General features: G+C 64.0%; 5 protein-coding genes. 4 read left to right on the forward strand and 1 reads right to left on the reverse strand.

Annotated elements, in window-relative coordinates; translation table 11 throughout:
- From AAGI46_13495 to AAGI46_13510, 4 genes are all read left to right on the forward strand, one after another.
- Positions 1-1,025, forward strand: a 1,025-nt coding sequence (locus tag AAGI46_13495; GenBank protein MEM1013218.1) for a hypothetical protein, incomplete at its 5' end; no start/stop codon positions are given.
- Positions 1,026-1,076: 51 nt separating this feature from the next.
- Positions 1,077-3,023 (forward strand): hypothetical protein, encoded by a 1,947-nt coding sequence (locus AAGI46_13500; GenBank protein MEM1013219.1) that lies wholly within the window; start codon positions 1,077-1,079, stop codon positions 3,021-3,023.
- Between the two features lie 21 nt (positions 3,024-3,044).
- Complete coding sequence (locus AAGI46_13505; GenBank protein ID MEM1013220.1) at positions 3,045-4,922, forward strand: class I SAM-dependent methyltransferase; 1,878 nt, start codon at positions 3,045-3,047, stop codon at positions 4,920-4,922.
- 74 nt (positions 4,923-4,996) lie between these two features.
- Positions 4,997-7,552, forward strand: a complete 2,556-nt coding sequence (locus AAGI46_13510; GenBank protein ID MEM1013221.1) for an NAD(P)-binding domain-containing protein — start codon at positions 4,997-4,999, stop codon at positions 7,550-7,552.
- Between the two features lie 81 nt (positions 7,553-7,633).
- Here the strand turns inward: AAGI46_13510 and AAGI46_13515 are convergent.
- The coding region (locus AAGI46_13515) for an alpha-glucosidase C-terminal domain-containing protein (protein ID MEM1013222.1) at positions 7,634-8,411 on the reverse strand (778 nt) is incomplete at its 5' end.

Here is an 8,411-nt window from a genome sequence, read left to right on the forward strand (position 1 = left end):
GCACCGACCCTGATCGCCTGACGCGTCGCGGCACCGCTGAGGTGCTCTCCGACCTGCTCAACGAGCAGCGCGTCAATTTTCTCAAGGTGGAGGCAGGCCCTGGCAACGGCAACACCTATCGCTTCGCCGGTCTGCTGCCCGCCCGCGAGGCAGCGATGGAGCTCGACGCCCAGCTTCGCGCCGATGCAGACGAGATCGCGCAACGGCTGAGCGAGGCCGGGATCACGCTCGACGATGGCCAGGCGATTCGGCCAGGTCAGATCGGGCTCGACACTGTTCTCGGCCTCGACGACATCATCGGAAGAGACCTCAGCGCGGGTCGACTTCAACTCCGATTCAAAGTGCGCGGCGTCAACACCTACGGCGGCACCGACGGCGACCTCGTCCTCAGCATCAATGAGAACATCCGCCCCGTCCGCTATGTCGTCGATCGCGTTCAGATCTATGACGTTCCCGCCACGTTCATCGACGAGAACGGCATCATCGACCTTGGAATCGAGAACTTCGGCACCGTGCGTCAAGGCGTTCGACAGGCCGTTCCGATTCAGTTCGAGGCAGACGTATGGCTGAGCTTGTTCTTCACCCGGGACAACTTCGCCGGGAACATGCTTCGCCAGGCCATCGTGCTGTGGGTCAGACTTGCCTTCCTCGGCATGCTCGCGACGTGTGCGGCGTCGATGCTCACCTTCTCGGTTGCGACCGTCTTTTCGCTTGCTTCATGGGTGCTGTTGGCAGGCGGTGAATGGCTCCAGACCACCCTCGGCAGCGGCCTGAACAACACTGGCGCAGGCGTTACCGAGAGCCTCGTCGAAGACACGCTTCTGCGAGCGGTGTTCACGCTGTCGAACTTCCTGAGCACCTTCAGCCAAGTGAACGGCATGAGCCGGATCAGCAACGGTTTGTACGTGCCGTGGGAGATGGTGCTTCAGCACACACTTTGGGTCGGCCTCGTCTGGACTTCGGCGGTCTTTCTGTTCGGATGGCTCCTGTTCTCCCGACGCGAAATCGCCCGCGTGCAGGTCTAGCCCGCTCGTCACATGCGAAACTGAGGCGGGCTTTCCTCGTATAAATGAACGATGCGGAACCTTCTTGTCACCCTCGGAGGCGTCGGCGTGTTCGCCACGTGTGTCGCGTCGGCCGGTCTGCTCACCGCGCCGATCAACCAGGAGCGTCGCGACAAGAACATCGGCCTGAGCGACCGCCTGTTCGACCTGCCGCCGGAGCTCGCCACGCTCCAGATGGCGCTGGGCGTCTTCCGCGGCGTCGGCATCAACATCGCATGGCAACGCGCCCAGGACCTCAAGAACGACGGCAACTACTCCGAGGCTGTCCAGCTGGGCGAATGGATCACCAAGCTCCAGCCCAAGTTCAGCCAGGTCTGGGAGTTCGTCTCTTGGGATCAGGCGTACAACATCTCCGTCGGCACACACACGCCGGAGGAGCGCTGGTATTGGGTCCGCAGCGGCATCGACCTCCTCCAGCGCGACGGCGGCGGGCTCGACAACAACCCGAATGCCATTCGGCTGTATCAGCAGCTGGCTTGGATTTACCACCACAAGGTGGGCATGTTCCAGGACCAGTTCAACTGGTACTACAAGCAACAGATCGCCGACGAGTGGAACGCCGTCCTCGGCGAACCGCCGCGCGATCTCGACAAGTACCTCGCGTGGCTCCGCAACATAGCTGAAGCGCCGACGCGCGAAGAGCGCCTCTCTGACGGTGCTCGCTCCCTGCTCGACCACATGCGAGAAGCCGGCTACGAGACTCCGGCCGAGATGCTGCGTGCCTTCACGGTGCCGTCGCAGGTCGTCCGCAAAGAAGACGGCCAGAGCTTCTCCGATCTGATGCTCGCCGGTGAAAGCGAAGATGAACTCTCGCCCGACATGTTCGAGCTTGTCCCGGCCGAGCAATATCCAGATTGGGCGACGGAAGAAGACATCGCTGCGACGGTGGCATTCCTGCGGCTTCAGGGAATCACCTCGGACCGCATCAATCTCGATCCCGAGGCGATGCTTCGCGATGCCGAGATGTTCGGAGCGATCGACTGGCGCCACCCTGCCGCAAGTGCCATCTACTTCTCGATGCGTGGCCTTGAGCGACTCGACACGGACGAGAACCGCAACCCCGAGGGTCGGGCCAACGTCCGTCGGCAAGTGCTCAACAGTCTTGATCAGCTCGCCCAGCAGGGACGCGTCGTGGTCGATCCGATCGAGGGCTACGTCAACTACACGCCCGACTGGCCGTTCTGGATCGCGTTCATGGACTTCTACGAGTCGCTCATGGACGAGGCCGACCTCGGCCCGGACGACGAGACGCGTCTGCAACGCATCGAGCGCCTCTACGGGAGCGGCTTCCGGAATCGCGTCGACTCCGCCATCGCCTCGGCCGAGATCTACGGAGACCGCGACGAAGCGTTTGCACTCATGCAGAAGATGCGCGACCAGTACCAAGGAACTCCGGTCGGCAACCGATACGAGATGACCCTCGACGAGTTTCTCGACGCGCACTTCGCCGAGACGCTCGAAAACCCCGACACCGCTCGTGCGACGATGGCCGGTTTGCTCGTGCAAGCGGTCGCGACGCAGTTTCTGCTTCGTGACGCAGAGCGGCACAACGCCCTCGTGGAGCGAGCGGGCGATCTCCACGCTCAGTGGCGCGAGATCAATCCTGATCCGACAGACCCCCTCTACCAGGAAGTTCCCGATCTCCCGGCGCTGTACCTGGAAGCGGTCGGCAACTTCCTCACCGGCAAGAGTGGTCAGGTCGTCACGAGTCAGGTACCCGTCCCGGTGCGTGCGGGAGTCTGGTCGGCCTTGCCCCTGGACGCTCAGAAAGACCTTCTGCGATCTTCATTCGGCCCCGAGATGTACCGTCAGGTCGCAGCCGCCGGCTTCGACCCGCGGGCGGTCTTCACGCCACCACCCGGATTCGAAGGCGTCGACGACACTGTGCTCGAAAAGGATGTCGTCCGTGACCTGGATGCTGAAGACGGCGTCGATCGCACGCAGCAGGAACGGAAGTAGTGAGTCGTTAGCATCCCGCGGATGCCTCTCGGACCGAAAGACGCCCGTCAAGCGAACGGCTTGATGGGCGTTTTTCTCATCGCAGCAATGGCACTCGCCGTCACCGCCGCCATGCCGGCGACGGTCGGTTCTCGCGTCGGTTTCGTCGCAGCCAACGTGCTGATGGCAGCAACGGCCCTCTTCGCGTGGCGATCAGGCAACGTGTCGCTGCGGTCGGTGGTGATTGTCGCGTTCGTCGCCCGCGCGATGTTCCTGGTCCTTCCGCCGACGCTGAGCGACGACGCCTGGCGCTACCTCTGGGACGGCCTCGTCACGGCCAACGGAATCAACCCGTACCTGCTCACGCCGGACGATCCTCGGCTGCTGGGGCTTGGCCAGCTGATTCCGTTGGAACGGATCAACAGCCCCGGCTACTTCAGCGTCTACCCGCCGGTCTCGCAGACCGTGTTCGCATTGACCGGCCTTGCGACACGTTTGATCGAATCGCCCTGGGCGGGCTACGCGGTGCTCAAACTCCTCGCCGCTGGTGCGGAAACGGCGACGCTGCTGATGCTCGTCCGACTCGTTCGCGATGGTCGAGCCCTCGTGCACTACGCGTGGAACCCACTCGTCATCATCGAGACCTGGGGTCAAGCCCACAGCGAGGTCTTCATGCTGCCGTTGCTCGCCGGCACGTTGCTGGCGGTGCGGGCGGATCGATATCGGCTCGCGGGCGTGCTCCTCGCGTCTGCCGTGTGGGTGAAGCTGTATCCGTTGCTTCTGCTGCCGCTGCTTTGGCGACGAGGCGGGTGGCGATCGGTCTGGCCGTCGCTGGCGACGCTGATCGTTCTCGCGTTGCCCTTCGCGCATCGCAACGTGCCGGCGAACGTGGGCGAGTCGCTGTCGCTGTACACGCAGCACTTCGAGTTCTTCGCAGGGCCGTACTTCGCGATCAAGCCGCTGTTTGTCACGCCCCTCGACGACGGCGGCGACTCGGCGGCGGCGTTGCTGCGGTGGGTGCTCGTTGCGGGCGTGTTGATCGTCTACGCCATCGACTGGTGGCGCCGGCTCGCGCTCGACGCCTCAATGCTCGCCATCCTCGGCCTCTACATCCTGACCGCGACCACGGTTCACCCGTGGTACTTGCTGGGCCTCTTCGCCCTGCCGGCGATGTCGCGACGACCGCGATGGCACTGGCTCTTCCTTGGCCTCGTGTCATCCGTGACGTACCTCCGCTACGTCGGCCTGGAGGACGTTTACGTCGCGGCCACCTGGATCGGCTGGGGCGGATGGCTGGCGTTGCTTCCGTTGGCGTGGTTGCCCGTGGTGATTCAGCAGCGCGGGCGCTCCAAAGCGCGTCGCGTCCTCGCTGCCCTGGGCGACGAAGCGGAGCGACCGACCGTCCTCGACCTCGGCTGTGGCGAGGGCGAAGTCGGGCTCGCTCTTCGCGACACCGAGTGCCGCGTGACCTTCGCTGACCTGGCCGACTTCGCGTCCGATGCTGCACGACCCTTCGTTCGCTACGACGGCCTTCGATTGCCCTTCGAGGACAAAGCCTTCGACGCGGTCGTGCTCTACTTCGTGCTCCACCATGCAGACGATGCCGAAGCCGTGCTGCGCGAGGCGTTGCGTGTCGGCCGGCGTGTCGTCGTGGTCGAGAGCGTCTACCGCACGCCCGGCGAGCTCCGCTTGCTGACATTCCTTGACAAGCTCGCCAATCGCCTCCGTGGCGGCAGTCAGATGGCCGATCAGGAAGAGCACCTCCACTTCCGCACGGCCGACGCGTGGCGTGAGTTGGCGAAAGGCTTGGGAGCGACTGTCGACTTCGTGCGGGAACACGGAAGTCTGCCGCATCGGCAGGCGACATTCCGTCTTCGGGAGCAGCAGCAGCCTTGCAACACGACCGACCGCGGAGGATGATTGAACTCATGCTGAGGGCCGCCACGACTTCAGGGGGCGGAAGCAGAAGCTCGGGGGCGAACACGCTGAATCCGTTGACGTGGCTGAGCCGCTACGCCCACTGGCTCCACCTCCAATGGCCCGGCGGAACGGTCGAAAAGCTGCCGATCGCCGGCCCTGACGGATCGACCAACGTGCCGGGCCTGTCGATCGTCGGCGACCTGACCGGCGTGCCGCTCCTGAAGCTGTCCGCCAACGCCGGCTACGACGCGGCATGCCGCGTCGCTGGCGAGCTCGAAGGGGAGACGTCGGAAGACGGCGTGCTCGACGTCGCCATCATCGGCGGCGGGACGGCAGGGTTCTCCGCAGCCGTTGCCGCTCGCGAAAAGGGACTGCGTTACTGCGTCTTCGAAGGAAGCAGCCCGTTCAACACGATCAAGGGCTTCCCCAAGGGCAAGCCGATCTTCACCTACCCGACCGAGACGCGCGTCAAGGCGTTCGACCTGCACGAGAAGAGCAACATCAAGGAAGGTCTCGTCGAAGACCTCGAAGAGCAAACAGTCGACACCGGCCTGAAGTGGGTGACGGCCCGCGTCGAGCAGGTCAATCGCAAAGGCGGACTCTTTCACGTCAAACTCGCCAAGCCGGCACAAACGCCCGACGGCGTCCACCTCAACGGCACCGGCTTCGTCACCGATGGCGAGGTCGTCAAAGCCAAACGCGTCATCGTCGGCATCGGCAGATCTGGCAACTATCGAAAGCTCGGCGTTCCGGGCGAAGGCAAATCCGACAAAGTCAGCTATCGCCTGCACGATCCGAAGGACTATTGCGGCAAGAAGACCCTCATCGTCGGCGGCGGTGACTCCGCGATGGAAGCCGCCATCGCACTCACCAAGTGCGGCGGCGACGTCACGCTCAGCTACCGCAAGCCCGAGTTCAGCCGAGCCAAGCCCGAGAACCAGGAGACCCTGCTGCGCCTGGCAAAGAACCCCGCGGCCGAGGCGACGGTCGAGCCGAGCGATCACCGCACCGTCAGCGCGCACGGCGACTTCAACAAGGACGACGCGAATCCCGATGCGGCGAAGGGCACGCTGTCCCTGATGCTGCCCAGCAACGTCAAGGAGATCAGAGACGACACCGTCGTGCTTGATCAAGACGGCGAAACGAAAGAGATCGAGAACGATCAGGTCTTCCTGATGCTCGGCCGCGAGGCCCCGCTCGACTTCTTTCGCCGCAGCGGCGTGAAGATTCGCGGCGAGCGGTCGTTCACGTGGTGGTGGACGCTGATCGCCTTTTTGTTCTTCTGCATTTGGATGTACCACTGGAAGGGCGCCGGCAACCCCGGCAAGCCACTCCTCGGCATCGACGGCTTGTACATGCCGTCGTGGCTCCAGCTCGAACCAGCCGACGGTGTTGCTTGGTTGCGATCCGTTCTGAGCGGCTACTTCAGCGACGTCACCACCTTCGGCGGCACCGTGCTCGAGAGCATGAAGGGCCGGAGCTTCTACTACAGCTTCGCCTACTGCGCGTGCGTCGTCATCTTTGGCATCGACCGCATGCGCCGGCGGCGCACGCCGTACATCAAGGTGCAGACGATCACGCTGATGCTCTTCCAGTGCATTCCGCTCTTCTTCCTGCCGGAGATTCTGCTTCCGTACATGGGCCGCAATGGCTGGTTCGCGGAGGGTGCCGCGTTGCACTGGATTGGCGAGACGCTCTTTCCGGGCGAGAGCTACTGGCGTGCCTACGGCCTGATCCTCGCGTGGCCGCTAATGGCGTGGAATTGGTTCACGCACGAGCCGATCTTGGGCTGGGTCGTCCTGGGCTTTTTCCAGACGTTCGTGCTGATCCCTGGGATGATCTACTTCTGGGGCAAGGGCGCGTACTGCGGCTGGATCTGCTCGTGCGGCGCGTTGGCCGAAACGCTGGGCGACCGGCACCGCGAGAAGATGCCGCACGGCAAAGGATGGAACAAGGTCAACTTCGTCGGCCAGGTCCTGCTGGCGTTCGGGCTGGTCCTGCAGGGTCTCTTCATCCTTCGTTGGACGGGTGTTGAATGGGCTGCCGAGTGGAGCGACTACCTCGCGGGCGGCATTCCGCTGTTGAGCTGGGCCTACTTCGTGGATCTGCTGTGGGCCGGCATCGCGGGCGTGGCGCTCTACTTCTGGTTCAGCGGGCGCGTCTGGTGCCGGTTCGCCTGTCCGCTGGCGGCGCTGATGCACATCTACCACCGCTTCAGCCGGTATGCGATCATCCCCGAGAAGAAGAAGTGCATCTCGTGCAACGTCTGCACCAGCGTCTGCCACCAAGGCATCGACATCATGAGCTTCGCCAACAAGGGCCGGCCGATGGTCGATCCGGAGTGCGTGCGCTGCTCGGCCTGCCTGCAGATGTGCCCGACCGGCGTCCTAGAGTTCGGCCAGATCGATCGCGAGGGCAAGCCGACCAAGCGTGACCCGAGCTGGCTCGCCGCGTCGCCGGTCCGCATTCGCGAAAACAGCCTCGGCGGTGGTGTCGACAATGCCGAGGCGTCGCAACGCGCACCGGCACCCGTGCGGGCCAAGCTCACCATCAACGGGAAACGCGCACGAAAAACGACCGACCCGTCGATCCTCTCGACACTGGTCGGCCGCTGCTTTCCGTCATCCTGAGCAAGCCCAACGAGTCGAAGAACCTCGTCTGTGCAGAGCCAAGCGAGGTGCCTCGGCTGCGCTCGGGATGACGGAGGAGGACTATTGCCGGACGTAGATCGCGGTGCCCCAGGCGGGGATCGTGATCTCGTCCAGCGTTATCTCCGCGTCGCCTGCCGTCATGACCGGTCGGGCTCCGCCTTCCTGGATAAGCTCGCCGTCGGAGATCAGGTCGACAAATTCGCCCGAGACATCCAGCGAAATCGTCTGCATGCGGTCGCTTCGGTTAACGACGACGACGACCTTGCCTTCATCGTTCTCGCGGGCGAAGGCGATGACGCCCTTGTCGTCGTCGGCCAGCAGCGGCTGGAAGTCGCCGGTTCGCAGGGCCGAGACGCTGTTGCGGATCGCGCTCGCCCGCTGGAAGTAGTCGAACGTCTCCTGATCGAAGCCGTCGCTGCTGCCGTTGTACGGGCCCTTGTCCGGCCAGGGGAACGGCTGACGGTTGCTCGGATCGTCCGGCGACCACATGCCGGCCTCGTCGCCGTAGTACGTCATCGGCGCACCGACGAAGGCGTGCTGGAAGTAGACCAGCTGCCGCATGCGCTCCCACTCCTCGCGATTCGGCTTCCGCTCGCTGTAAGGCGGATCGAAGTTTTTGGCGTTGTCCTGCGGCCGATTCGCACCGTCGTACGGGCGATCCGGATTGACGAACATGCTCGCGAGGCGGTCCGTGTCGTGGCTGCCCATCAGGTTCTGCTGGGCGTATGTGATCGGCCGGGGGTAGCGGTTGATCACCGCTTCGAGCCGGCCCATGAACTCGCTGGGCGAAAGCGCGGTGTGCCGATCGATGAAGAAGTCCTGCGTCGGCATCGCGAAC

It is taken from the genome of Planctomycetota bacterium (genome assembly GCA_038746835.1).
Classification (GTDB): Bacteria; Planctomycetota; Phycisphaerae; order Tepidisphaerales; family Tepidisphaeraceae; genus JBCDKH01.